Genomic DNA, 23,699 nt, shown 5'->3' on the forward strand with positions numbered 1-23,699 from the left:
AGCCTCCCCACCGCTACAGGTCAAGCCCCCGGATTCGTTAAGAATCCGGGGGCCTTTTTTGGTTTAACCAAGGCCTCCTTGAGCCGAGTCTCTTATCCAAGACTGCTTTGCCGTGCATTCCATTGTTCCTGCCCGGGATCCACGGTGCCATGGTTCTATACACAAAAATGCCGGCTCGGGGGGGCCGCCACGTAGTCAGGAGATAGACCGTTGGCCATCACCTCGGAAGCCCCGCGCACAGCCTCGCGGCACATGTGGAAGCTGTTTGTTTACAGCGGCATCGGCGCATTCATGTTCTTTGTGCCGGTGACAATCGCTGGAAAAAACACCATCATGCTGGACCACATCGTCTCGTTCCTCCAGGCGGGCATCGCCCCTGTCCTGCCCTACTACGCGCTGGCCGTGATTATCGCCGGCGCCGCATACCCCTTCATCGCAGGAACCTGGAAAAGGTCCGCGGTTGAGGTGGCCTTCTCACTGCTGAAAGTGGTGGGGATGGTGGTGGGCTTCATGATGGTCTTCAAGGTTGGGCCCGCATGGTTGTTTGAACCGGGCATGGGGCCGTTCCTGTTTGAAAAGCTCGTCATTCCCGTAGGGCTGCTTGTCCCCATCGGCGCGGTGTTCCTGGCGCTCCTGGTCAGCTATGGCCTGCTGGAATTCATCGGTGTCATGGTCCAGCGCGTGATGCGCCCCATCTGGCGAACCCCCGGGCGGTCCGCCATCGACGCCGTCGCCTCCTTTGTGGGCAGCTACTCCCTGGGCTTGCTCATCACCAACAGGGTCTACAAGGAAGGCAAATACACCGCCCGCGAGTCTGCCATCATTGCCACCGGGTTCTCCACCGTGTCCGCCACGTTCATGGTGATCGTGGCCAAGACGCTGGACCTGATGGGCCAGTGGACCGCCTACTTCTGGATCACGTTCCTGGTCACGTTCGTTGTCACCGCCATCACCGTCAGGATCTGGCCGCTGAACAGCATCCCCGACGAGTACCACCCGGAGGCCGTGCCGCAGCCGGAGGAGGACGTTACCGGGCGCCGGCTGTCGGTCGCCTGGCGTGAGGCCCGGCAAACTGTGGAAGCAGCGCCGTCACTTGCTGTCAACGTATGGACCAACGTCCGGGACGGCGTGCTGATGGCCATGGCCATTCTCCCCTCAATCCTTTCCATCGGCCTGCTGGGACTGGTCCTTGCCACCTACACTCCCGTGTTCGACTGGCTGGGCTTCCTCTTCTATCCCTTCACCTGGGCGCTGCAGCTGCCGGAACCCATGCTGGTGGCCAAAGCCAGCGCCGTGGGTGTTGCCGAGATGTTCCTTCCCGCGCTCCTCGCGGCGGAAGCGGTCCCGGTGGTCAAGTTTGTTGTGGGTGTTGTTTCGGTATCAGGGATCATTTTCTTCTCCGCGCTGGTCCCGTGCATCATGGCCACGGACATCCCGATTCCGGTCTGGAAGCTGGTGGTCATCTGGTTCCAGCGGGTTGTCTTGACGCTGATCCTTGTGACGCCCATAGCGTTCCTGTTGTTTCCGTCCTAGAGCACGGGGCTGGAATCAGCTGAAGGTCCTGAGCGGGGCCGGCGGCCTTGGCCGGCCCCGCCCTCACGTGCGTGACAACTTCCCCGTTTCGCCGTAGCTTTGCGGCAACGGAGGTTGGGGGAAAGTGCGTGGACATTCTTGACGAAATCATGGTTCCGTTCAGATGGCTCGTGTCCGTGGTTATGGTTGGCTTCCACGATGCCCTGGGTGCCATCGGAATGCCCCCAGCGGACGGCTGGACCTGGACGATGTCCATTATTGGGCTGGTGCTGGTGATCCGGGCGGCCATGATCCCGGTGTTCCTGAAACAGCTCGATGCCCAGCGCCGGTTGCGGCTACTGCAGCCGGACCTGAAGGACCTTCAGGAAAAGTACAAGGGTAAAACTGACGCGTTATCCCGCCAGGCCATGGCCGAGGAGCAGATGGCGTTGTACGGGAAGCACGGCACCAACCCGCTCTCGGCCTGCCTTCCAGTGCTGATCCAGGTGCCGTTCTTCCTGGCCCTGTTCCAGGTCCTCTCCGGTATCAGCACGAGCGCCCGGCAGGAGCAGGGGATCGGCGCGATGTCCCACGCCCAGGTGCTGCAGTTCGATCAGTCCAGGATCTTCGACGCACCCCTGTCCGCGTCGGTGCTGCACGGAAGCGATGGCAACCAGACTGCCGTGGCTGTCCTGACCCTCCTGATGATCCTGGTGATGATCGCGGCCCAGTTCATCGCGCAAAAGAGGACTATGGCCAGAAGCGCTGCCGCCGGCGCCCCGGAAAGCCCGTTTATGAGGCAGCAAAAGCTGATCCTGTACATCCTGCCGGTTGTGTTTGGCCTGGGCGGCATCCTTTTTCCAATCGGGGTGCTCGTCTATTGGACGGTCACCAACCTCTGGACAATGGCCCAGCAGCTCCTCGTCCGTGACCGGCGGACATCCGGCACTGCCTAGCCCCGCCCGGATCCAGCGTGGCAGCTCTTACGCAATGCCGCAGGCGCAGGCAGAATGGGCCAATGGCTGACCTGATCTACACCGGAATCGCATCCTTGGACGGCTACCTGGCGGACAGCGACGGCAACTTCGACTGGAGTGCGCCCGATGAGGAAGTCCACGCCTTCGTCAACGACCTGGAGCGCGACGCCGGGACCTACCTTCTCGGGAGGCGCATGTACGACGTCATGTCCGTGTGGGAAACGCTGGGAGGGCCGGACGATCCGCCTGTGATCCAGGACTACGGACGGATCTGGCGGGCGGCCGAGAAGATTGTCTTCTCGGAAACCCTGGAGGAACCACCCGCTCCGCGGACGACAGTCCGGCGCTCCTTTGATCCCGCCCTGGTCAGGGATTTGAAAGCGGAGGCCAGCGGCAGTATCGGCGTGGGTGGCGCGACCCTTGCCGCCGCTGCGCTCCGGGCCGGGCTGGTGGACGAATGCCGGATCTTCCTCAACCCGGTCGCCGTGGGCGGCGGCCTGCGTTTCCTGCCGGACAACCTGAACCTCCGGCTCGAACTCCTGGACGAGCGGCGGTTCGGAAACGGCGTTATGTACCTGCGCTACCGCATCCGCGGCTGATACCGGCTGACGACGACGCGCCGGTGGCGTGGCATCGGCGGGCCGGGGGAGCAGAATAGGGCCATGACCCGAATCGCAATCATCGGCGGCCACGGCAAAGTGGCCCTGCACCTGTCCAGCCTCCTCACAGACGAGGGGCACAGCGTCACCTCGTTCATCCGCAACCCGGACCATGCCGGCGACGTTGCGGAGTCCGGCGCAACGCCGTCGGTACTTGACGTGGAGAATGCGACGACGGCGGAGATCGCCGTTGCGCTGAAAGGCCACGACGCCGTGGTCTGGTCCGCAGGCGCAGGCGGCGGGGACCCGGCGCGCACCTATGCGGTGGACCGGGACGCCGCCATCCGGTCGATGGATGCCGCAGCGGAGGCCGGCGCGGGACGCTACGTAATGGTTTCCTACCTCGGAGCCGGCAAGAACCACGGCGTGCCGGAAAGCAACAGCTTCTTTGCCTATGCCGAAGCGAAGGCCGCTGCCGACGATTACCTGCGCTCAACAGGCCTCACATGGACCATCCTGGGCCCCGGAGCCCTGACGGACAAGCCTGGGAGCGGCCTGATCGACGTCGCCCCCTCCCCGGAGGGCAGCCGCGAAACCTCCCGCAGCAACACCGCAAGCGTCGCCGTGGCAGTCCTGGAAATGCCGGAGACCGCGGGCAGGACCATCGAGTTCTGTGACGGCAGCCTGCCTATCGCCGCCGCACTGCAGCCGCCCGCGTAGCGTGGACCTCGTCTAGGAAACGGGTTGGGCAGGCTTCGGGAACGAAGCAGGGTAAAGGTCCAGTGCGTGCTCTTCGACGTAATCCAGGGCAAGGCGGATGGCTCCGATGGAAACGATGCCGTCGCCAAGGGAGGAGGCCTCCACCCGGGGCGGAGTGAATGTGAACTTCGGCAGTTGCTCCTCGATGACGGGAATGAGCGCGTGCGCTGAGGCTGCAACGCCTCCCGCGAGGACGACGAGCTCCGGGTTTACCAGCGTGCTCACGGAGCCAATCACACGGGCCATGCGCTGTGCCACCCGGTTGAGGACGTCCTGAGCGACGTGGTCGCCGCCCCCGGCTGCGGCAAACACCATCTCGGCCGTGAGGCCGGACGGAGCGTTGCCGCACAGCTCATGCAGCTGCGTGTCGGCGCTTGAGGCGAGCGCCTCCTGGCCCAAAAGCGCTACATAGTGCGCGATGCCGAGGGTGTCGCCGACACCTTCGACATTGTCCAGGTATCCCAGCTCGCCAAAGCCGCCAAGCTGCCCGTGCAGCAGGCGGCCGGACTCCAGGATGCCGGCGCCAAGACGGTCCCCGGTGAGCATAACGACGAGGTTGTCGACGCCCTGGGCCGTGCCCCGCCAGCGTTCAGCCAGTGCAGCCAGATTGGCATCGTTCTCCAGGAGCACGTGCCAGCCGTGCCGCTCGGAGACAAGCCGGCGGACATCGAACGACTTCCAGAATTCCTGCACCGTGAGGACTTCGCCATCGCGACTCACCGGGGCGGCGACTCCCACAGTTACAGCCAGGACAGAGTCCGCGGACACTGCCGCCTTCTCCAAGGCCTCCGCGGCGATCCGGTCCAGCACATCGGCGCGCTCGTCAGCGCGTACGTTGAAGGCCCGGAAGGGCGTGGTTACCCTGGCGAGGGCGTTTCCCCCCATGTCGGCGACGATGGTGGTGATCTTGTTGGCCCCAATATCGATGCCCAGGACGCTGGCCGCACGGTCGTCGAAAACGAACCTGCGCGCCGGCCTGCCTTTGGTATATCCCTCGGCGCCGCGTTGGGTTTCCATTTCCCGGAGCCAACCGAGCCGGACCAGCTCATCACAAATCGAGATCACCGTGGCCCGGGAAAGCCCGGTGGCAGCCATGAGGTCCGTGCCTGTCATGATGCCGGCCCCGCGCATTGCCTTGAGCATCGCACTGGCATTGACCCTCCGCACCAGCTGCGTTGACGGTGCAGTCTCAGTCCTCATTGGGCGCTCCCATTCTGGCCTGCTCACAGGACGTAAAGGCGATTCTAAATTTAGGTCATAAATATAGCCGAGGAAACATTCGCCCCAGTGCTTGACGGTGTGCCCGGCGTCACCGCATACTAACGATAGGAGCTAAATTTACGCCCTATATAAACTCTGCGGCGAATTAACAGCCGTCCCCGCCGCCATGCGGCGTTCTGCCGCACCACGAAAGGACGAGGGTGTCTTTGAAATTGACGCGCACACTACCTACCGCAGTGCTGGGCCTGTGCCTGGCACTGCTCGCCGGCCTCCTCTCAGGCTGCACGGGAGACTCCGGCAAGGAGACCATCCGGTTCACGTTCAGCAAGCGGGAGGCGATCGGCTTCATGACCAAGCTGGTCGCCGACTACAACGCCTCGCAGGACAGCACGGAGGTCATCCTGGATACTTCCGGGGTCGACGTCGTTTCAGCGAGCTTTGTCCGGGGCAACCCGCCGGACATCGCGCTCGCGAACTACAACATGGAAACGGCCAGGTTCGTGCAGCGCGGTGCGCTGAGTGACCTGTCCGGAACCCAGGCCGCCACCCGGGTCCGGAAGGACCTGCAGCCACTGATGGACCAGTACGGTTCGTACCCGGACCGGACCAGCGCCCTGCCGTACTCGGTCATGGCGTCCTCCGTGATTTACAACAAGGAGATCTTCGCCGCCCACGGCATTGAGGTGCCCAGGACCTGGAGTGAGCTGCTCGCAGCGTGCGACGCGTTGAAAGCCGCGGGTGTGACGCCGTTCTACGCCACGTGGAAGGACGACTGGACGGTGGCCCAGGGATGGTTTGACTACTCTGTGGGCGGCCAGCTGGACACCCTCGACTTCTTTGACAAGCTTGCCGAAGCCGGCACGGACGTCGGACCTGACTCGCCGGCGTCCTTTCAAAAGGACTTTCAACAGCCTGTCGAGAAGATGCTGAAACTGGCGGGCACCTACGTGAACAAGGACGCCGCGAGCCGCGGCTACGGCGACGGGAACCTCGCGTTTTCCCAGGGCAAGGCAGCCATGTACCTGCAGGGCCCGTGGGCGTTCAGCGAGATCGCCAAGACTGCGCCCGATCTCCAGCTCGGAACCTTTCCACTGCCGATGACGGAGAACCCCGATGACCTGCGTGTGCGGGTCAACGTCGATCTCGCGGCGTGGATTCCGGAGGAATCCAAGCACAAGGAGGCGGCGCGCGACTTCCTGGAGTATCTCTACCGGCCGGAAATCATTGAGGCGTACAACAAGTCGCAGCTGGGCTTCACGCCCACCATCGATGCGGACGCGGCCCCGGACCCGCGTATCGAGGGGATGGTCGAGTACTACGACAAGGGCTCTGTCTACCAGGGACCATCGGTGCTCGTGCCGCGCACCATCCCCATCATGAACTACACCCAGGCGCTCGTGTTGGGCGCAGATCCTGCAGCCACGTTCCGCACACTCGACGCAGACTGGGCGCGCCTGGCGTTTCGCCAGTAGCCCAGAACAAGGGAGCCAGACACATGTCCACCACCACAGCAACCAGACGCGGGCAGGGACGCCCCGAAAGCCGCAGCCGGCGGAGGGTCGAACCGATCTTCTACCTTTTCCTCCTGCCAAGCCTTGTACTCTTTACGCTGGCGATCACGGTTCCAGGCCTCGTTGGCATCTTCTTCAGCTTCACGGACTCCATCGGAATCGGTGACTGGGAGTTCGCAGGCCTGACCAACTACATAGCAATTTTCAGCGATCCCGCCATCCTGCAGAGCTATCTGTTCACCTTCGGCTTCTCAATCGTCACCGTGCTGGTGGTGAACGTGATCGCCTTCCTCCTCGCCGTGGGGCTCACTTCGCAGATCCGCATGAAGACAGCGCTGCGAACCATCTTTGTTATCCCCATGGTGGTCTCCGGCATCATCATCGCCTACGTTTTCAATTTCCTGTTCTCCAACTCGCTGCCCGCTGCAGGTGCGGCGGCAGGCATCTCCTGGCTGGAGACGAGCCTCCTGGCAAACCCGGACCTTGCCTGGACCGCCATTGTGGTGGTAACCGCCTGGCAGGCCGTGCCCGGGGCGCTGCTGATCTATATCGCCGGTCTCGTCTCAATCCCGGGGGACGTGTACGAGGCCGCGGAGATCGACGGCGCCAGCAAGTTCCAGCAGCTCCTGAAGATCACCGCTCCGCTCGTGGCCGGCTATGTGGTGATCAACATCATCCTCGGCTTCAAGGGCTTCCTTAATGCGTACGACATCATCGTCGGACTCACGAACGGCGGCCCGGGAACCTCAACAAGAAGCATCGCGATGACCGTCATCGCCGGCTTCAACGGCGGCGACTATGCCTACCAGATGGCCAACGCCACGATCTTCTTCGTCGTCGCTGTCCTCATCTCTCTCCTGCAGCTGTCGCTGACTCGCGGACGGAACACACTCTAATGACCACACCATCAACCCTCACCGCCCAGGAACTCCACCACACCGAAGCAACCCCGGCCGGGAACGGACGGCGACGCCCGGGCCTGAAGGTCGAGCGGGTGAACTGGCCGGGTACCACCATCCTTGTCCTCTGCGCCGTCACGGTTCTGCTCCCGCTTTACGTGACCGTGTCCATGGCTTTCAAAACCCAGGCGCAGGCTGTGGACGGCAATGCGTTCTCATTCCCCGCGCCGTTCAGCATCGACGGCTTCGTCCAGGCGTGGACGTTGACGAACTTCCCCGTCGGCGCAGCAATGTCGCTGCTGGTCACGGCCGGGACCGTCGTAGCGACGATCGTGCTGGCCGCATTCGCCTCGTATGCGATTGTGCGCAACTGGGAACGCAGGCTGTTCCGGTACTCCTTCTACTACCTGCTCGCAGCGATGTTCATCCCGTTTCCGGTCGTAGCCCTGCCGCAGATCCAGATGACCGGCCGCCTGGGCCTGGACAACCCGCTGGGCGTTATCCTGCTCGCCACAATGTTCCAGCTGAGCTTCAGTGTGCTGCTGTTCACGGCGTTCCTGCGGTCCATCCCGCTCGAACTGGAAGAGAGCGCCCGCATTGACGGTGCCACCACCTGGCAGACCTTCTGGCAACTGATCTTTCCCCTGCTGGCGCCGATGAGCGCCACAGTCGGAATTTTTGCCTTCCTTTACGCCTGGAATGACTTCATGATGCCTTCGCTGATCATCTCCGACCCGGCGCTGCAAACCCTTCCAGTGCGGCAGAACCTGTTCCAGACCCAGTTCAGCAACAACTATCACGTGTCCTTTGCGTCTTATCTGATGGCCATGGCGCCGGCCATCGTGGCTTACCTCTTTACCCAGCGGTGGGTCATGGCCGGCGTCACACAGGGTGCCGTCAAGGGCTAAGTACAGCCAGACTGTAAGCCACCACTAAACCCCCGGAAAGGGGAAAACGCTTGTCCATCCTCGCCAGCCAGACGCACCATGCCGACAAGGGACCCGAGGCCGCCACCACCTGGTGGCGCCAGGCCGCGGTGTACCAGATCTATCCGCGCAGTTTCGCCGACTCGAACGGTGACGGGATTGGGGACCTCAAGGGCATTACTTCGAAGGTGCCGTATTTGAAGAGCCTGGGGATCGACGCCGTCTGGCTGAGCCCGTTTTATCCCTCGGCCCTGGCTGACGGCGGTTACGACGTTGATGATTACCGCGACGTCGATCCCAAGATCGGCAGCCTGGCAGATTTCGATGCAATGGCCGCGGCCCTGCACGCCGCCGGTATCAAAGTGATCGTGGACATCGTCCCGAACCACTCCTCCAACCGGCACGCCTGGTTCCTGGAAGCCCTGGCCGCCAGCAAGGGTTCAGCGGCCCGGCAGCGGTACCACTTCAGGGACGGGAAGGGCGAGCACGGCGAACTGCCGCCGTCGGACTGGACAGCCGCTTTCGGCGGCCCGGCCTGGTCCCGGGTGGACGACGGCCAATGGTACCTGCACACCTTCACCCCCGAACAGCCGGACTGGAACTGGGACAACCCCGAGGTCCGTGCGGACTTCCTCAGGACGTTGCGCTTCTGGGCTGACCGGGGCGTTGACGGGTTCCGCGTGGACGTGGCCAACCTTCTGGTCAAGGACCTCCCCGCCGAGCTTCCCAGCAAGCAGGAACTGGACGCGATGGACCGTACCGTGGGGACGCATCCGCTCATGGACCGCGACGAAGTCCATGAGATCTATGCGGAATGGCGCAAGGTCTTCAACGAGTATGATCCGCCGCGGTTTGCCGTGGCGGAGGCATGGGTGGAAACCGCCGAGCGGCGCGCCAAATACGCCTCCCCTGAAGGGCTGGGCCAGGCTTTCAGCTTCGACCTGCTCCTGGCCGACTTCAACGCCGCCCAGTTCCGCACCATCATCACGGACAACCTCGCACAGGCGCGCCTCACCGGGTCCACGACCACCTGGGTATTTTCGAACCACGACGTCACCCGCCATGCCACCCGTTACGGTCTCGAACCGCTCAACGGGCGGCCTGGGAAGCCGGGGGTGGACTGGGTCAAAGCGGGCGGTCCCCGCGAAGCGCTGGACGTGGAAGGGGGCCTCCGCCGCGCCAAGGCCGCTACGCTGCTGATGCTCGCCCTTCCCGGCTCCGCGTACCTCTACCAGGGGGAGGAACTGGGCCTGCACGAGGTGGCGGACATCCCCGCTGACCGGCGCCAGGACCCGTCATTCTTCCGGGGAGCGGAGTACGACGGCCTGGGCCGGGACGGCTGCCGCGTGCCTTTGCCCTGGGAACCCTCGGGACCATCCTTCGGCTTCGGCACAAACGGCGCCCACCTGCCCCAGCCGGACTGGTTCGCCGGCTACGCAGCCAGCACCCAGGAAACCGACAACCCCTCAACCCTGCAGTTCTACCGCCAGGCATTGGCGCTGCGCCACGAACTCCAAGGTGCGGAGACCCTGGAATGGCACCACAGCGGAGACGGGCAGGTGCTGCACTTCGTGCGCCCGGGCGGCTGGCACGTTGTGGCGAACTTCGGTACGGCCGCCGTCGAACTTCCTGACGGCGAGGTCCTGATCTCCAGCGGCGGGATCAAAGGCGGCATGCTCCCAGGAGAATCAACCGCCTGGCTCAGGGCCTAAAGCGGCGTCCGGAGGGGGCAGGCAGCGAGCTGTTGACCATGCCCGCCCGGTCGGCACATACTTGTCACTAGAAAATTTAGATACTAAATAAAAGGAGTGTTGTGAGCACCACCGCCACCCTGGCAACCCTGTCCGATTCCGGCCCCCTGTCCGATCCGAACTGGTGGCGCCAGGCTGCTGTCTACCAGATCTACCCCCGCAGTTTTGCCGACTCCAACGGCGATGGCATTGGCGACCTCAGGGGCATCACCTCCAAGGTCCCGTACCTGAAGTCCCTGGGGATCGACGCCGTGTGGCTGAGCCCGTTCTACCCCTCGGCGCTCGCAGACGGCGGCTACGACGTGGATGACTACCGCGACGTCGATCCCAAGCTCGGCACCCTCGAGGATTTCGACGAGATGGCCAAGGCGCTGCACGGGGCCGGCATCAAGCTCATCGCGGACATCGTTCCCAACCACTCCTCGAACCGCCACGAGTGGTTCAAGGAAGCGTTGGCCTCGCCCAAGGGCTCGCCGGCCCGGGAGCGGTACATCTTCCGTGACGGCAAGGGCCCCAACGGCGAGTTCCCGCCGTCGGACTGGGACTCGGTGTTCGGCGGCCCCGCCTGGGAGCGCATTACCGAACCGGACGGCACCCCCGGGCAGTGGTACATGCACATTTTCGCCAAGGAGCAGCCGGACCTGAACTGGTCCAACCGCGAGGTCCGCGACGACTTCCTCAAGACCCTGCGCTTCTGGTCCGACCGCGGAGTGGACGGCTTCCGTGTGGACGTGGCGCACGCCCTCACCAAGGACCTCACCGAGCCGCTGCTGTCCAAGCTTGAACTGAGCGCCGCCAACACCGGCGTGGACGGTTTCGACGACGGCACGCACCCCTTCTGGGACCGCGACGAGGTCCACGAGGTGTACGCCGAGTGGCGTGAGGTCTTCAACGAGTACAACCCGCCGCGCACCGCCGTGGCCGAGGCCTGGGTGCACGCCACCCGCCGCGCCCGCTACGCAAGCCCGCAGGGGCTCGGCCAGGCCTTCAACTTCGACCTCCTGCAGGCCGATTTCGACGCCGACGAATTCCGCGAGATCATCACCCGCAACCTGGCCGAGGCCGCCGCAACCGGTGCCTCCTCCACCTGGGTGTTCTCCAACCACGACGTTGTCCGGCACGCCACCCGCTACGGCCTGCCGCAGGTCTCCAAGAGCGAGGCGGGCGCCAAGGGCCAAGACGGCAAGGAGTGGCTGCTTGCCGGCGGCCCCAAGGAACAGCTGGACGTGGAGCTCGGTGAACGCCGTGCCCGCGCCGCAACCCTCCTGATGCTGGCGGTGCCGGGCTCCGCCTACCTGTACCAGGGTGAGGAACTGGGCCTGCAGGAAGTGGCGGAGATCCCCGAATCCGAACGCCAGGATCCCTCCTTCTTCCGGAACAGGGGAGTGGAGATCGGCCGGGACGGCTGCCGTGTGCCCCTGCCCTGGAAGGTGGAAGGCACCTCCTTCGGCTTTGGCGACGGCGGCGCGCACCTGCCGCAGCCGGACTGGTTCAGCAAGTACGCCGTGGAGGCGCAGGACGGCACCGAGGGCTCCACCCTCGAGCTGTACCGCACCGCCCTGAGGCTGCGCCATGAGCTCCAGGCGGATGAGGACCTGGAATGGGTGGAGAACGCCAACCCTGAGATCCTGCACTTCCGCCGCCCGGGCGGCTGGCAGTCCGTGACCAACTTCGGGGACACCGCCGTCGACCTCCCCGAGGGGACCGTGCTTGTCAGCAGCGCACCGCTGGAAGACGGCAAGCTGCCCGGCAACACCACCGCATGGCTGCGCTGATGCCTGTGCCTGTCCCGGAAGGGCGGCCTGCCTGATGCAGGAACTCATTTATGGCTGCATGGGCCTGGGCGGCAGCTGGTCCGGCGAGCCGCATGGGGCTGAACATGTGGACCAGGCCGCCGCCGCCGTCGAGGCCGCGCTGGATGCCGGGATCACCTTGTTCGACCATGCGGACATCTACCGCAGCGGCAAGTCGGAGGCCGTGTTTGGTGAAGTCCTGGCCGCTGAGCCGGGGCTCCGCGGCCGCATCAGGCTGCAGACCAAATGCGGTATCCGGCTGAACGAGCGCGGGCTGCAGACACACTACGACCTCAGCCGGGATGCCATCCTGGAGCGGGTCAACGGAAGCTTGCAGCGGCTGCGGACGGACTATGTGGACATCCTCCTGCTCCACCGGCCGGACCCGTTGGCGGACCCGGCGGAGGTGGCTGCCGCCGTCGGGCAGCTGATGGCGGAGGGCAAGGTCCGGCAGCTGGGCGTGTCCAACATGTCCGGGGCGCAGATCGAGGCGCTGCAGGACCGGTTGGAAACCCCGGTGGTGGCGAACCAGCTGGAGATGAGCCTGCTCAAGCGGGCCTGGCTGGAGAGCCAGGTGCTGGTCAACCACGCCGAGCACCTGGACTACAGCTTCCCGCACGGCACCCTTGAGTACTGCATGCGCAACTCCATCACGCTGCAGGCCTACGGTTCGCTGGCGCGCGGCCTGTACACCGGGGCGGAACCGGAAAGTCCCGCGTCAGCAGATGCCGCCACCGCTGAGCTCGTGGCCCGGCTGGCGGGGGAGTACGGCAGCACCGGCGAAGCCGTCCTGCTCGGGTGGCTGATGAAGCATCCGGCGGGCATCGCGCCGGTGATCGGGACCGTCAACCCGGAACGGATCCGTGCGTGTGCCGACGCTGCCCGCGTGGCCCGGGAGATGACCCGGGCTGACTGGTACGGGCTCTGGGTGACGGCGCGGGGCAGCAACATCCCCTGACCCACCCCAACTAGGTGGCAGCAGGTGTCGATTTGAGGGCTCAAAACGACACCTGCTGCTACCTGCTTTCCGGCAACGTCCGGTCATTTGGGGTTTAGTTCGTATTGATCCCCACAAGGAGGCCATTTTCTTCGGCGTCGGGGTTGCGGGGCGGATACGGTAGATACATGACGTCTACCATCGCCACCGAGACCGTAAGGCCGGAACGCAATATCCCAGCAGAAATCGCCCGTTCCTGGCTTCTGGTCAATGCCATGAAGACAGAGCTGTTCGACCAGTCCGCCGTCTCGCGTGCTGACTCGATCATCCTGGATATTGAAGATGCCGTGGACCCGTCGCAGAAGGACCACGCACGGAACAACGTTGTGGACTGGCTGACCGCCGGCGGCAAGGCCTGGGTCCGCATTAATGATGCCACCAGCCGCTTCTGGGCTGATGACCTGGCGGGCCTCCGCGGCACGCCGGGGCTCCTGGGCGTCATGCTGGCCAAGACCGAGTCAGCAGACCAGGTGACGGAGAGCTTCCACCGCATGGACGGCAAGACGCCGGTCATCCCGCTGGTGGAGTCCGCGCTGGGCATCGAGGAAGCGAACAACATCGCCAAGGCACAGGGCGCCTTCCGCCTGGCGTTCGGTTCCGGCGACTTCCGCCGCGACACGGGCATGGCAGCCACGCCCGAAGCCATGGCCTACCCCCGCGCCAAGCTCGTCGTCGCCAGCCGCGTGGGCAACCTTCCCGGCCCCATCGACGGCCCCACCGTGGGCACCAACCACCCCATCCTGCGCGAGCAGACCGGCATCACCGTGATGATGGGCATGACCGGCAAGCTCTGCCTGGCCATCGACCAGACCCCCGTCATCAACGAGGTCATCAGCCCCACGCCCTCGGATGTCGCCTGGGCCACGGACTTCATGGCGGACTTCGAGGCTAACGGCCGCGTCATCCGTGACGGCTCCGACCTGCCCCGCCTGGGCCGCGCCGAGAAGATCATGAAGCTCGCAGTGGCCTTCGGCGTGCAGCCCGCGCTCTAGCCCCACAGCCTTCGCTGCAGGAGACCCCGTGACCGGTACCCGTTATCTGGTCCACGGGGTCTTTTGGCCTCCGCCTCCGGAGGCGGCAGCGGGCGGAGGTGTTGGTCCGAGCCCGTACCTCCGCCTCCAGGCGCCGGACGGCACCTTCCGCGAGGTAACGCTCGACGCCGGGACGCACCTGGGCTTCCGGCTCGCCGCCGAGGGGAAGCATTGCCTCGGCCACCATGTGGTGCACGGCCCCGCCCACCGGGACCACGTCCTCTGCGCCAGGCGGGCCCCCGCAGTCCGCGGACACCAGTGCGAGCGGTGTTTCGTGGTGGACGACTCCCGGCTCATCCACGACTTCCACCGGGGCGGCCGGGTCCCGCCCGGGCTGCGCAGCTACCTGATGCAGCCACACTGGCTCTACGTTGCCACCTTCGCCAACGGCGCCAGCAAGGTGGGCACGGCTGCGGAGCTCCGAAAGTGGCAACGCCTCGCGGAGCAGGGAGCCGTGGCGGCCAGCTTCGTTGCCCACGCCGCCGATGGACGCGTGGTGCGGATCCTCGAGGACCTTGTCACGCGCGAGGCCGGGCTTCCGCAGCAGGTCCGGTCGGCAGCCAAGGCTGCCGCACTGGCTTCCCCGGCCCCGGCTGGTTGGCTCAGCGGCCATAACGCGGCCGTCGCCGCTTCCGCCCGCGGCGTGGTTTCCCGGTCAGGCGCGGAGGGCTTCGAAGTGGTGGAGGAGTCCTGGAGCAGGCCGGAGCTGGCCGGCCCGCTGTGCTCCGTGAGCCGCCGGCACCCCTATCCGCACACCCTCGCGGCAGGCTCCCACGGCTTCACCATTACTTCACTGTGCGGCAGCTTCGCCCTGGCAGCCATTGATGGGACCGAGCTGGAATTCGTGGTGGATCTCGGCCGGCTCAAGGGCCGGAACATCGAACTGGGGCAGTACAGTTCCGAGGTGCCGGCCGTCCAGGAGGCGCTGTTCTGAGCCTGCGCTTCTGCAACCAGCGGCGCGGCCCCCGGTAGACTGTCCGGGTGCTGAACGAATTCTGGGCCACCGCGCCAACCCGCTATAAAGTCCTGGTTTTCAGTGCGATGGGACTGATCGCCGTCGGAATTATCCTCAACCTGGTAGGTAAAACCAGCGGCAACTCCGGCCTCGCCACCGTGTCCCTTCCGGTGATCGGCCTGGGCCTGGTCCTGCACATCGCAGGGATTGTGGTCCGCGGCCAGGCGATCCGGAAGGGCTACAAGCGGTAGGCGGCGTTTCGGCGGACGTGGCTGCGGGCGTGTTCCACGGCATCCCCGAGGTGCTCGAAGAGGTGCTTGTGGTGCCGCAGGGACCGGATCACTCCCACGTTCGTCACCAGCTGCAGGTGGTCCGGCCGGACACCCTTGAGTAATACGGTGATGCCCCGGAGCTCAAGCGCGGAGACCACGTCCACCAGTGCATGCGCGCCCGTGGCGTCGAGCATCCGCAGCTGGGAAAGCCTGATGATGGCCACCTGGATATCCTTAACCTGGCTGATCTCCTGCAGGATCCGTTCGGCCGCGCCGAAGAACATGGCCCCGTCAAGCCGGAGGACGGCTATGTGCTCGTCACCCTCGGCGCGCGGGCCGGGGATCTCCTCCCGCTGCACGCTGCTCAGCGACGCGAACGTGCGCAGGGCAAAGAGGGCCGCCGCCGCGAGCCCTATTTGGATGGCAATGATCAGGTCGAACGCCACCGTGATGATCGCCGTCAGGATGAAAACGGCGGCGTCGGACCTGGTGGAGCGGAGGATCGCCGCGACGGTCCGCCGGGACACCATCCGCGCCGCAGTGACCATCAGGACCCCGCCGAGGGCTGCCAGCGGAATCCGGCTGACCATGCCCGAGGCGAGGTAAACGATCGCCAGCAGCACCACGGCGTGGACAGCGGCAGCCAGGCGGGTTTTTGCACCGGACCGGACGTTCACGGCCGTCCGCGCGAGGCCCCCCGTGGCGGGCATGCCGCCGAAGAGGCCCGCGGCGATTGACGCAAGGCCCTGGCCCGTCAGCTCCCGGTCCGGGCTGTACGGTCCACTCGGTCTGCCGTCCGGCCCGGTCATTCCTGCCGCAACCCGGGCGGACAGCAACGACTCGATGGCCGCAAGGCAGGCGATGGCCACCGCGGGCATGGCCAGGCTGCCCAGCAGATCCAGGTCAAAGGCGGGAACCGCCGGAGCGGGCAGGGAATGCGGCAGGGGGCCGATCCTGGGGATGTCCAGCCGGAACAGCTCGGCGGCCGCCGTGGCGAGGAGCACCGCGATCAGGCTGGCCGGCAATGCCCTGAGCAGCTTCTGCACCAGGACCATCACGACGGCGACTCCCGCCACGACTGCAAGGGTCAGCAAGGCCGTCGGGACGGTTGCGGCGGACGCGGCTTCCACTGCAGCGATGAGGGTGTTGTGGCCCGGGATGCCGGATGTTCCGACGGCGGGCGGAACCTGCTGGAGGAAGATAATGGCGGCGATCCCCAGGGTGAAGCCTTCCACCACGGGCCATGGGATGAAGGCGACCGCCCGGCCCAGGCCGCTGAATCCCAGGACACAGACCAGCAGCCCCGCCATCAGTGACAACGGGGCCACGCTGCCGGCGCCGTGGACTGCCACCACCGGCGCCAGCACCACAACCATGGCACCGGTGGGGCCGGAGACCTGGACGGGTGATCCGCCCATCACGGCTGCCACCAGGCCGGCGACGATCGCGGTGATGAGCCCGGCCTCCGCACCCACACCCGAGCTGACGCCGAACGCGAGGGCCAGCGGCAGGGCCACAATGCCCACCGTGATGCCGGCCAGCAGGTCGGTCCGCCACGATGTTCCCAGTCCCGCGTAATCCAGTGTCGAGGGCAGGAACCGGTTGGGGCGCCGCCTGGCGGTGCTGACGCCCGCGTTCACGAGGCGGCCCCGCCAGCCAGGTGATCTGCGGGCAGCTGCTGCGCCAGCCGGAGCTGTTCGTTCGAATCGGCAAGGGTGTCCAGGAGGAACGTCCGCGCGATGGCAAGCAGTTGGGAAATCCCGGGGTGCGCCAGCCGGTAGGTCACGGCATTGGCAGTGCGCACAGAGGTCACCACCTTGTGCTTTCGCAACGTGGCCAGGTGCTGGGAGAGGTGCGAGGCTTCCAGCCCGGTCTCCGCCAGGAGGTAGCTCACTGCTGCGGTTTCCTGTGGCGCCGCTGCCAGCAGCTCAAGGATGCGGATCCTTGCAGGGTGCGCCAGCCCCTTGAAGAGGTTGGCCTTGATTTCGTACAGCGGAGCCTGGGCGGAAGGCAGCATGGGAAGCTCCTCAACGTGACAGTGACGTGTGGACTTAGTCAGGGTGAATCAAAGCACTGTGGATTGATGGATTGATGGATTCATCATATCAACGTCATGCAACCCCCTGCCAGGTGCGGCAACGATAGGCTTGAGTCCATGACTATCAATCCGGACCTGCAGGGCCGAAGCTACCCTGCCGCAGAGGTGTACGACGTTGGCCGTGAGAAGATCCGCGAGTTCGCCCGCGCCGTGAAGGCCACACATCCCGCGCACTTCGACGTCGACGCCGCCCACGCCCTGGGCCACGGCGACCTGGTGGCTCCACCGACCTTCGCCATCATCGTCGCCCAGCGTGCCGACGCCCAGCTCATCGAGGATCCGGAAGCCGGCATCGACTTCTCCCGCGTGGTGCATGCAGACCAGCGCTTCATCCACCACCGGCCGATTTTCGCGGGGGACCGCCTCGTCGCGGAGCTCCACGTGGACGGTGTCCGGGCCATGGGCGGTGGTGCGATGATCACCACCCGGTCGGAAATCTTCGCTCTCGGCGCGGATGATTCCCGCGAACCCGTCACCACCACGTCGTCGTCCATCCTGGTCCGCGGAGGGGGACAGTAACCATGAGCCTCAGCATCCACGAACTCAGCGCCGGCCAGGAGATCGGAAGCCGCACCATCGAGGTCACGCGCACCGATTTGGTCAAGTACGCCGGTGCCTCCGGTGACTTCAACCCCATCCACTGGAACGAGGCTTTTGCCACCAGTGTGGAACTGCCCGGCGTCATCGCCCACGGCATGTTCACCATGGGCTCCGCCGTCCAGCTGGTGACCGACTGGGCGGGTGACCCGGCCGCCGTCGTCGACTTCCAGACCAGGTTCACCAAGCCCGTCCTGGTCACCGACACCACGGGCACGTCCGACGCCGGCGCCACCATTGAGGTCAGCGGCATCATTGGAAAGCTCGACGCCGAGGCGAACACCGCGCGGGTGGACCTCACCGTCATGGCCGCCGGCCAGAAGGTCCTGATGAAGGCCCAGGCAGTCGTCAAACTGGCATAGCCCGGAAAGGTGGGAACACTTTCCCGATAGGGTGGACAGGTGACTTCCACCCTGCTTTCCCAGCTGACCACGGCCGCCGTCGGGGGCCCCGCCCACAAGTTCATCAAGGCCGGAACCGAAGCTGAGATCATCGACGCCGTCCGTGCCGCGGACGCCGCGGGGGAGCAGCTGCTGATCATCGCCGGCGGCTCAAACCTGCTGATTTCCGACAACGGGTTCCCCGGAACCGTGGTCCAGGTCGCCTCGCAGGGGTTCACCGTCAACGCGGAGGACTCCTGCGGCGGCGTGGCCGTGGTGGTGCAGGCCGGGCACAACTGGGACAAGCTGGTGGAGCACGCGGTCCGCCATGCCTGGTCCGGGGTGGAGGCCCTGGCCGGCATTCCCGGGTCAACGGGTGCGACGCCGGTGCAGAACGTGGGTGCCTACGGTGCCGACGTGTCCCAGACCATCGCGGCAGTGCGCACGTGGGACCGGGAGCGGAACGCGGTAAAGACCTTCACGAACTCGGAGCTGCAGTTCGGCTACCGGGACTCCATCCTCAAGCAGACCACCGTCAACGGCTCACCCCGGTACGTGGTGCTGACCGTGGAGTTCCAGCTGCCCCTGGGCCGGATGAGCGCGCCGATCCGTTACGCGGAACTTGCCCGTGCCCTTGGCGTCGAGGTGGGCAAGCGCGCGTACTCGAACGATGTGCGCCGCGAGGTGCTCCGGCTGCGTGCCTCCAAGGGCATGGTGTGGGACCCCCAGGACCGGGACACGTACTCCACGGGCTCCTTCTTCACCAACCCCATCGTTCCGGCCGAGGTGGCTGCGGCCCTGCCGGACGGCGCACCCCGGTACCCTGCCGGTCAGGACGGGCTGGTGAAGCTGTCCGCCGCGTGGCTGATCGACCAGGCCGGCTTTGCCAAGGGTTTCGGGCTGGAACCCGGCAGCGTCAGCGGCGGACGGGCCTCCCTGTCCACCAAGCACACACTTGCCATTACCAACCGCGGCTCAGCCACCGCCCAGGACGTGGTGGCGGTGGCACGCGAGGTGCGTGCCGGCGTCGAACAGCGCTTTGGCATTCAACTGCACCCGGAACCGCTGCTTATCGGCCTGGAGCTGTAGCACCGGCAGGATCGCCCGCCACGCCCGGGGCATTGGCGCGGACCACCGCCGCCTGGCCCAGCAGGGCGGACGACCAGCCGGCGAGCACCAGGTAGATTCCCGTGAAAAGCCATACCAGCTGGCCCGGCAACAGCGGGTTTGCGAGGCCTGACAGGATGCAGGCCACGAGTCCGCCGAGGGCGACGGCGAGGGACAGGACCCAGAGGACCTTTGCCGCGGGCGGGTGGTGCCGCCAGTCCCGGTACAGCTTCACTCCCTGCCGGCTGACGCTGATGCCCGGGAAAAGCACCGCATAGCCGCCGCCGAGGCTCAGCACGAGCGAGGGGAGCAGCAGCAGGGGATCGGACCGGCCATCTCCGAGGAAGGTGGAGAACTGGAGCAGCCCCAGGCCGGATCCTGCCAGGACGCAGGCCGTGCCGCCGGCCATCCACCACCTCGTTTTAAGCGCGAGCAACTGCCACAAACTCCCCAAAGTCATGGTTCTACCCTAGCGGTCTATGACCGGCGGGCAGTGGCGCGCCTTAAGATAGGGCCATGGCTGCTGGCATGGGCCGTCCCGACGGCAGGATCGTAGGCAGGCTGAGGCTTGCCTCCCAAAGGCTCGCGGCTGGAACGGACGGCGTCGGATCGGTTGCGGACACTGTGCGCTGGATGACGGCGATGCAGGCCCAGGACCTGCAGGCCGCGATGTGGGCCGTGGGCGTGCGGGTGCCGGGATGCGGCCTCAGCGACGTCCGGTCCGCCCTGGACACCGGTGCCGTGGTCCGGTCGTGGCCCATGCGTGGCACGCTGCATCTCGTAGCCCCGGAGGACCTGCGCTGGATGCTGGACCTCACGGCTGAACGGCTCACCAAAAGCATCGCGGCCCGCCACCGGGAGCTGGGCATCACATGGGCAGACGTTGAGAAGTGCCGGGATATTGCGCTGGAGCACATCGCCGCCGGCGGTCCCGCCAGCCGTGCCGGACTGTTCCAGGTGTTCGACGCCGCCGGGCAGCCCACGCAGGGACAGCGGGGCATCCACCTATTGGGGACACTGTGCCGGCACGCGTGGCTGGTGCAGGGGCCGCTGGCCAAAAACCAACAGCTGCTGGTGGCCTTCGATGACTGGATCCCGGTGTCGCGGAACATGGAGCGCCAGGAGGCCTTGGCGGAGTTCGCGCTGCGGTACTTCCGCAGCCACGGACCGGCAACCCTGGTGGATTTCGCGTGGTGGACCCAGCTCCCGCTGACGGAAGTGCGGGCCGCGTTCGAACCAGTCCGCGGGCTCCTTGTGGAACGCAGGTTCGGGGACGCCGTGCACTGGATGTCAGCCGGGACCGCCGCCCTGCTGGATGCTGGGGTCCCTGGAGCACGGTCCGTCCTGCTGCTGCCCGGATTTGATGAGTTCCTGCTGGGATACAAGGACCGGACAGCCGTCCTTCCCCCGGAGCACTTTGACAGGATCGTGCCCGGCGGGAACGGCGTTTTCAAGAAGACCCTCGTGGCCGGGGGCGAAGTGATCGGCACCTGGGCCCGGGACGGCACCAGCCGGGATGCCGCCGTCGTGCCCGAACCCTTCGACCACACCAGGCGCCTTGGCCCCGCCGCGCAGGCCGCCTTCGCCCGGGCAGCCAAGCGCTACCTCAGCTTCCTGGATAGCTGACGGCACCCCGCGCCGCGTCCGGATCAAACAGGAACGGCCCTGCCCCGCACGAACGGTGCTGCCCCGGTATTTATCAAGCTGTTTGTGACAGCGGGGTGGTTTCGTTGTTGTTGTTTATTCCGGCCGTGAGCGGGGCAGTTGGTGCGACCGGTCTGCGGCGGTACCTGTGTGGGTTCCGGGCGTAGCAGGCATCGAGGGTTACTTGGCGCTGCAGGCGTGCGTGATGCGTCAGTCCGTGGTGGACGGTGTTGGGGGTGTAGTAGTTCAATCCGCTGTGCCGGTGGTGAGTGTTGTAGTTCGAGAAGAACGCCGCCATGTGGGTCCGGGCGTGCTGCAGGTCCTGGAACCGGTGGGGAAAGTCCAGGTCGTATTTGACGGTCTTGAAGAGCGACTCTGAGTACGGGTTGTCGTCCGAGACCCGTGGCCGGGAGTAGGACAGGGTGATGCCCAAGGAGTGTGCCAGTTCCAGTGTGGTTCCCGCCCGCATAGGTGCGCCGTTGTCGGCATGGAGCACGGCCGGGCTGTGGTGGTTGTCGGCTACGGCGCTGCGGATTAGTGCAGCGGCGTGAGCGGCTGTTTCGGTGTATTCGACGCGGTGACCGACGACTTTGCGGGAGAACACGTCCATGACGGTGTAGAGCCGGTAAGTGTGTTTGCCAGGGCCGTGAAGCATTGTGATGTCCCAGCTCCAGAGCTGATTCGAGGCGTTGGCGTGCAGGACGGGTTTGGCTCTCTTGGGGCCGCTGCCCGCCGGGCGTTGGGTCCGGCGGTCGCCGTTTTGCCCGTGCCGTTTCACGATCCGGTGGGCGGCCGCGATCGAGAAATTGCAGTGCCCCGCGTCGAGCATCCGGTAGTACGCCTGCGTGACCGAAAGGTTGGCGTATTCCTCAGCATTGAGCAGTCCCATGAACTCGTCTGCTTCGGCCCCGGTGATTCGGTTCGGGTAATCCCTGTCGGCGTGGTGCACGCGGATCCCGGCCGGAACGGAGGGGCTCAGATGCCGGTACCACGCGGTGCGGTGCAGCCCCACCAAAGCGCAGGCCTTGACCGCTGACCAGCCGGCCGCCACCAGTTTCCCGGTGAAGGTCAGGGCGATGTTTTTCCAGGTTTTGGCATCAACCACTCGGGCTGGCCCGGCTCCGGTTCTTCCAATTGCGGGTCGGTCGCTGCCGCGCTCTTGGCCATCGCGTCCAAGAGCGCGGAAGCTTTTCCCAAAATGTCCACCGCAGCTTCGGACCGTGCCAGTTTGGCTTTGAGGATCTCGTTTTCTTTCAAAGCCCTTTTGAGTTGTCGTTTATCGCCTGCATTCAATCGCTGGTCCTCCTTCTGCGCATCCTCTTCAAGGGGCAGTTGGCCCGACTCCCGGGCGCTGGCCCAATGTCGTATAGTCTCGGCCTTGACGCCGACTGCCCTTGCCAGGGCGGCCTTGGAGCCTAGCTCCAGACACTTCTCATGCTCGTCCAGAATTGCGTTCTTTTCCCTGACGGTAAAGTGCCGATTCGACTGCCGGACTGGGATAACAAAATCCATGATGGACCTTCCCCGTCCCGTGCGACGGGCTCGCATCAACAGGAAAACCTGTCACATAAGAGCCTGACACACAGGGGCCCAGCACCGTTCGTGCGGGGCAGGGCCGCTGTTGCGTTTTTGAATCCTGGCTGTCCACATCCAGGTCCGAGACGCTTCCGGGAGCGCCCTGCGGCAGGCCACCCTGTAGTGATGAAGCCTGACACGATCCGCGACATGTTGGACGAGCGCTGGCCCGACTTCCCGGTGGCATCAACCCTGCAGCTGGCGCACGAGGGTCTCGGGGACAGGGTCTTGACGGCGGCAGTGCGCATAGGTCTGGTCATCAGACTGCGGCGGGGCGCGTACGCCCGGAGCTCCTACTGGCACGGCCTGAAACCGTGGGTGCGGGATGGCCTGTTAGTGCATGCCCACCACCTGTCCACAGGCGGGGCAGCACGGTACAGCCACATAAGCGCAGCCAGGCTCCATGAATGCCAGGCCTGGGGCGCAGGACCACGGATACACGTCACTACGGACTACGCCAACTCGCGAAGAAGCGCCGGGGAGGACGTCAGGACACATCGGGCACACCTGGATGAAAGGGACTGCACCTCGTTCCTGGCCAGTGACGGAAGGGAGATGCTGGCGACCAGCCTGGCGAGGACCGTGCTGGATTGTGCCCGTATCCTGCCGCTTGAGCAGGCTGCCGTCATAGGTGATCACGCTCTCCGGAAAGGGGTTGATGCGGCTGGGCTGCGCCGGTTGCTTGAGGAAGGGCTGGAAAAACGGGGGAGCCGGCGGGCGCGTCTCCTCCTCGACTCGCTTGACGGACGCTCAGAGTCGGCAGGTGAGACACGAACCAGGCTTCTGCTGTATTCCCTGGGTCAACGAAACTTCACGCCCCAAGTCGAGATTCCAACACCCACAGGGCTCTTCCGCGCTGATTTTGCTGACCCTGGATCGAGGATCGTCGTCGAGTTCGACGGCATCGGGAAGTACACGGACTACCGGCCCACAGATGAGGCCCTCATCGCCGAACGCCAGCGGGAAAATGCGCTGATCGAAGGGGGCTGGTTGGTCCTTCGGCTCGGATGGAAGCACCTTGACCGGCCCGTGGAGCTCAACCGCCGCATCATGGCCATGGCGGAGCGCTCCCGGAGAATGTCAACCTGACAGCAG

The 23,699-nt window shown here is 65.5% G+C and carries 24 protein-coding genes; 18 read left to right on the top strand and 6 right to left on the bottom strand.

The window, feature by feature from the left end; genetic code table 11:
• Positions 1 to 210 precede the first annotated feature (210 nt).
• The 4 genes from IEX33_RS02165 (at position 211) to IEX33_RS02180 (ending at position 3,808) form a co-directional block, all read left to right on the top strand.
• Positions 211 to 1,533: a YjiH family protein gene (locus IEX33_RS02165; RefSeq protein ID WP_377089754.1), complete on the top strand. Its 1,323-nt coding sequence runs from the start codon at positions 211 to 213 to the stop codon at positions 1,531 to 1,533.
• 128 nt (positions 1,534 to 1,661) lie between these two features.
• Complete coding sequence (yidC, locus tag IEX33_RS02170; protein ID WP_188727359.1) at positions 1,662 to 2,468, top strand: membrane protein insertase YidC; 807 nt, start codon at positions 1,662 to 1,664, stop codon at positions 2,466 to 2,468.
• 62 nt (positions 2,469 to 2,530) lie between these two features.
• The gene (locus IEX33_RS02175) at positions 2,531 to 3,088 is read left to right on the top strand and encodes a dihydrofolate reductase family protein (RefSeq protein WP_188727361.1); all 558 of its coding nucleotides are present in this window, start codon (positions 2,531 to 2,533) and stop codon (positions 3,086 to 3,088) included.
• 63 nt (positions 3,089 to 3,151) lie between these two features.
• Positions 3,152 to 3,808, top strand: coding sequence for an SDR family oxidoreductase (locus IEX33_RS02180; protein ID WP_188727363.1), 657 nt, complete (start codon positions 3,152 to 3,154; stop codon positions 3,806 to 3,808).
• Positions 3,809 to 3,820: 12 nt separating this feature from the next.
• Here IEX33_RS02180 and IEX33_RS02185 read toward each other — a convergent pair whose 3' ends face one another.
• Positions 3,821 to 5,047, bottom strand: coding sequence for an ROK family protein (locus IEX33_RS02185; protein ID WP_188727364.1), 1,227 nt, complete (start codon positions 5,045 to 5,047; stop codon positions 3,821 to 3,823).
• A gap of 221 nt (positions 5,048 to 5,268) precedes the next feature.
• On the opposite strand from IEX33_RS02185, the gene IEX33_RS02190 reads away from it, so the two are divergent.
• The 9 genes from IEX33_RS02190 (at position 5,269) to IEX33_RS02230 (ending at position 15,182) form a co-directional block, all read left to right on the top strand.
• Positions 5,269 to 6,540 carry an ABC transporter substrate-binding protein gene (locus tag IEX33_RS02190; RefSeq protein WP_188727366.1) on the top strand — a complete coding sequence of 424 codons (1,272 nt, stop codon included), beginning with the start codon at positions 5,269 to 5,271 and terminating at the stop codon, positions 6,538 to 6,540.
• Between the two features lie 23 nt (positions 6,541 to 6,563).
• On the top strand, positions 6,564 to 7,475 hold the full coding sequence (locus IEX33_RS02195) for a carbohydrate ABC transporter permease (RefSeq protein ID WP_188727368.1): 912 nt from the start codon (positions 6,564 to 6,566) through the stop codon (positions 7,473 to 7,475).
• Positions 7,475 to 8,386 carry a carbohydrate ABC transporter permease gene (locus IEX33_RS02200; RefSeq protein ID WP_188727370.1) on the top strand — a complete coding sequence of 304 codons (912 nt, stop codon included), beginning with the start codon at positions 7,475 to 7,477 and terminating at the stop codon, positions 8,384 to 8,386. Before IEX33_RS02195 ends, IEX33_RS02200 begins: the two co-directional genes overlap by 1 nt.
• A 50-nt stretch (positions 8,387 to 8,436) precedes the next feature.
• Positions 8,437 to 10,116, top strand: a complete 1,680-nt coding sequence (locus IEX33_RS02205; protein WP_188727372.1) for a glycoside hydrolase family 13 protein — start codon at positions 8,437 to 8,439, stop codon at positions 10,114 to 10,116.
• 101 nt (positions 10,117 to 10,217) lie between these two features.
• Positions 10,218 to 11,930 (top strand): glycoside hydrolase family 13 protein, encoded by a 1,713-nt coding sequence (locus tag IEX33_RS02210; protein WP_188727374.1) that lies wholly within the window; start codon positions 10,218 to 10,220, stop codon positions 11,928 to 11,930.
• Between the two features lie 34 nt (positions 11,931 to 11,964).
• On the top strand, positions 11,965 to 12,906 hold the full coding sequence (locus IEX33_RS02215) for an aldo/keto reductase (protein WP_188727376.1): 942 nt from the start codon (positions 11,965 to 11,967) through the stop codon (positions 12,904 to 12,906).
• 167 nt (positions 12,907 to 13,073) lie between these two features.
• Positions 13,074 to 13,937: an HpcH/HpaI aldolase/citrate lyase family protein gene (locus IEX33_RS02220; RefSeq protein WP_066278004.1), complete on the top strand. Its 864-nt coding sequence runs from the start codon at positions 13,074 to 13,076 to the stop codon at positions 13,935 to 13,937.
• A gap of 28 nt (positions 13,938 to 13,965) precedes the next feature.
• A complete protein-coding gene (locus tag IEX33_RS02225; protein WP_188727378.1) occupies positions 13,966 to 14,910 on the top strand; it encodes a DUF2797 domain-containing protein in 945 nt (314 codons plus the stop codon).
• 47 nt (positions 14,911 to 14,957) lie between these two features.
• Positions 14,958 to 15,182 carry a DUF3188 domain-containing protein gene (locus tag IEX33_RS02230; RefSeq protein WP_188727380.1) on the top strand — a complete coding sequence of 75 codons (225 nt, stop codon included), beginning with the start codon at positions 14,958 to 14,960 and terminating at the stop codon, positions 15,180 to 15,182.
• On the opposite strand, the gene IEX33_RS02235 is transcribed toward IEX33_RS02230, so the two are convergent.
• Positions 15,170 to 16,843, bottom strand: a complete 1,674-nt coding sequence (locus tag IEX33_RS02235; protein WP_188727381.1) for a SulP family inorganic anion transporter — start codon at positions 16,841 to 16,843, stop codon at positions 15,170 to 15,172. The genes IEX33_RS02230 and IEX33_RS02235 overlap by 13 nt on opposite strands.
• On the bottom strand, positions 16,840 to 17,220 hold the full coding sequence (locus IEX33_RS02240; protein ID WP_188727383.1) for an ArsR/SmtB family transcription factor: 381 nt from the start codon (positions 17,218 to 17,220) through the stop codon (positions 16,840 to 16,842). The genes IEX33_RS02235 and IEX33_RS02240 overlap by 4 nt, the downstream gene beginning before the upstream one ends.
• A gap of 138 nt (positions 17,221 to 17,358) precedes the next feature.
• Here IEX33_RS02240 and IEX33_RS02245 point away from each other — a divergent pair, with 138 nt between their 5' ends.
• Genes IEX33_RS02245 through IEX33_RS02255 form a run of 3 tightly spaced genes read left to right on the top strand, consistent with a single transcriptional unit; the run spans position 17,359 to position 19,367 of the window.
• Positions 17,359 to 17,820 (top strand): FAS1-like dehydratase domain-containing protein, encoded by a 462-nt coding sequence (locus tag IEX33_RS02245; protein WP_188727385.1) that lies wholly within the window; start codon positions 17,359 to 17,361, stop codon positions 17,818 to 17,820.
• Between the two features lie 2 nt (positions 17,821 to 17,822).
• Positions 17,823 to 18,260, top strand: a complete 438-nt coding sequence (locus IEX33_RS02250; protein ID WP_188727387.1) for a MaoC family dehydratase — start codon at positions 17,823 to 17,825, stop codon at positions 18,258 to 18,260.
• Between the two features lie 39 nt (positions 18,261 to 18,299).
• A complete protein-coding gene (locus IEX33_RS02255) occupies positions 18,300 to 19,367 on the top strand; it encodes a UDP-N-acetylmuramate dehydrogenase (RefSeq protein WP_188727388.1) in 1,068 nt (355 codons plus the stop codon).
• On the opposite strand, the gene IEX33_RS02260 is transcribed toward IEX33_RS02255, so the two are convergent.
• The gene (locus tag IEX33_RS02260; protein WP_229675195.1) at positions 19,348 to 19,794 is read right to left on the bottom strand and encodes a hypothetical protein; all 447 of its coding nucleotides are present in this window, start codon (positions 19,792 to 19,794) and stop codon (positions 19,348 to 19,350) included. The two genes, IEX33_RS02255 and IEX33_RS02260, sit on opposite strands and share 20 nt — an antisense overlap.
• Before the next feature lie 107 nt (positions 19,795 to 19,901).
• Between IEX33_RS02260 and IEX33_RS02265 the strand changes: the two genes are divergently transcribed.
• Entirely contained in the window at positions 19,902 to 21,011 is a 1,110-nt protein-coding gene (locus tag IEX33_RS02265) for a winged helix DNA-binding domain-containing protein (protein ID WP_188727391.1), read from the top strand.
• A 73-nt stretch (positions 21,012 to 21,084) separates the two neighbouring features.
• Here the strand turns inward: IEX33_RS02265 and IEX33_RS02270 are convergent, their stop codons facing one another.
• Positions 21,085 to 22,134, bottom strand: a complete 1,050-nt coding sequence (locus IEX33_RS02270) for an IS3 family transposase (protein WP_188727393.1) — start codon at positions 22,132 to 22,134, stop codon at positions 21,085 to 21,087.
• Positions 22,098 to 22,541, bottom strand: a complete 444-nt coding sequence (locus IEX33_RS02275; RefSeq protein WP_188727395.1) for a hypothetical protein — start codon at positions 22,539 to 22,541, stop codon at positions 22,098 to 22,100. The genes IEX33_RS02270 and IEX33_RS02275 overlap by 37 nt, the downstream gene beginning before the upstream one ends.
• A gap of 189 nt (positions 22,542 to 22,730) precedes the next feature.
• Here IEX33_RS02275 and IEX33_RS02280 point away from each other — a divergent pair, with 189 nt between their 5' ends.
• On the top strand, positions 22,731 to 23,693 hold the full coding sequence (locus IEX33_RS02280; RefSeq protein WP_188727397.1) for a hypothetical protein: 963 nt from the start codon (positions 22,731 to 22,733) through the stop codon (positions 23,691 to 23,693).
• Positions 23,694 to 23,699 lie beyond the last annotated feature (6 nt).

The organism is Pseudarthrobacter scleromae, assembly GCF_014644515.1.
In the GTDB taxonomy this organism is placed as follows: domain Bacteria; phylum Actinomycetota; class Actinomycetes; order Actinomycetales; family Micrococcaceae; genus Arthrobacter; species Arthrobacter scleromae.

Bases quoted from the DNA above. Each gene is read 5' to 3' on its own strand.
- IEX33_RS02175 (WP_188727361.1), top strand. From the start codon at position 2,531: ATGGCTGACCTGATCTACACCGGAATCGCATCCTTGGACGGCTACCTG.
- IEX33_RS02180 (WP_188727363.1), top strand. From the start codon at position 3,152: ATGACCCGAATCGCAATCATCGGCGGCCACGGCAAAGTGGCCCTGCAC.
- IEX33_RS02185 (WP_188727364.1), bottom strand. From the start codon at position 5,047: ATGAGGACTGAGACTGCACCGTCAACGCAGCTGGTGCGGAGGGTCAAT.
- IEX33_RS02195 (WP_188727368.1), top strand. From the start codon at position 6,564: ATGTCCACCACCACAGCAACCAGACGCGGGCAGGGACGCCCCGAAAGC.
- IEX33_RS02200 (WP_188727370.1), top strand. From the start codon at position 7,475: ATGACCACACCATCAACCCTCACCGCCCAGGAACTCCACCACACCGAA.
- IEX33_RS02215 (WP_188727376.1), top strand. From the start codon at position 11,965: ATGCAGGAACTCATTTATGGCTGCATGGGCCTGGGCGGCAGCTGGTCC.
- IEX33_RS02220 (WP_066278004.1), top strand. From the start codon at position 13,074: ATGACGTCTACCATCGCCACCGAGACCGTAAGGCCGGAACGCAATATC.
- IEX33_RS02240 (WP_188727383.1), bottom strand. From the start codon at position 17,220: ATGCTGCCTTCCGCCCAGGCTCCGCTGTACGAAATCAAGGCCAACCTC.
- IEX33_RS02245 (WP_188727385.1), top strand. From the start codon at position 17,359: ATGACTATCAATCCGGACCTGCAGGGCCGAAGCTACCCTGCCGCAGAG.
- IEX33_RS02250 (WP_188727387.1), top strand. From the start codon at position 17,823: ATGAGCCTCAGCATCCACGAACTCAGCGCCGGCCAGGAGATCGGAAGC.
- IEX33_RS02260 (WP_229675195.1), bottom strand. From the start codon at position 19,794: ATGGCCGGCGGCACGGCCTGCGTCCTGGCAGGATCCGGCCTGGGGCTG.
- IEX33_RS02265 (WP_188727391.1), top strand. From the start codon at position 19,902: ATGGCTGCTGGCATGGGCCGTCCCGACGGCAGGATCGTAGGCAGGCTG.
- IEX33_RS02275 (WP_188727395.1), bottom strand. From the start codon at position 22,541: ATGGATTTTGTTATCCCAGTCCGGCAGTCGAATCGGCACTTTACCGTC.
- IEX33_RS02280 (WP_188727397.1), top strand. From the start codon at position 22,731: ATGAAGCCTGACACGATCCGCGACATGTTGGACGAGCGCTGGCCCGAC.